1 protein-coding gene is annotated in these 750 nt (G+C 26.3%); it reads right to left on the bottom strand.

Going from position 1 to position 750, the window contains the following annotated elements:
* Nucleotides 1-289: 289 nt before the first annotated feature.
* Nucleotides 290-750, bottom strand: a 461-nt coding sequence (locus CD113_RS12400; RefSeq protein ID WP_142380919.1) for a transposase, incomplete at its 5' end; no start/stop codon positions are given.

Raw genomic sequence — 750 nt, 5'->3', positions numbered from 1 at the left:
TGTTTATTAAAAATTTGCAATCAAAGAATTTTAAAACTAAACATAATTTAAGTATAAAAAATTCCGTGAAACTTATTATGTATTAATATTTTTTAAAGTATTCAAAAACTTGCAATTTGGTATTTAATTATATAATTAAATAATTGATTGATGAACCACAGAACAATAAATATTTGATAGTTAAATTAATGAATTTGTTAGTAACTGTCTGAATGATAAATGGTAATAAATTAGCAAATTAAAATGGCTCTCTGTCAAATTGGACTGATGTATAAATTTTTTATAGAAGTTAGGCAGCAATTTGTTGTTTAACTTCTTTTTTATTTTCAGGTGCATATAGTTTTGAACATAAAAGAATTCTGTTGCGCAAATGATTGTAATTTCCATAACCAAAAGATGTACGTTTAATAAGTTTAATTTTATTATTAATGCCTTCAATAGGACCGTTGGTCAAATTGATATAATTGAAAGTATGTTCGATGAAGCAAGCATGTTTTTTCAATGTTTTAATGGCTGTTTTTAATGATGGATGCAAGTCTGAAAGTTTCAACTGTTCTATGGTTTGTTTAAATGAGTCGAATTGGCTATGTTTCAAGTCACGTCTTAAATTATTAATCACTTCATATGTCTCTTTAAGGGTATCATCTTGGTATAACAAGTATGTCACGATGCCTTTTTGCGTCTTCCATTCTTTAAACAAAGGTACCTTATTATATTCATACAATTCTAAGTCTTCGGTTGGTTTAAGTA

It is taken from the genome of Staphylococcus simiae, from assembly GCF_002902085.1.
In the GTDB taxonomy this organism is placed as follows: Bacteria; Bacillota; Bacilli; order Staphylococcales; family Staphylococcaceae; genus Staphylococcus; species Staphylococcus simiae.
This window is presented reverse-complemented; position numbering and strand designations above follow the sequence as displayed.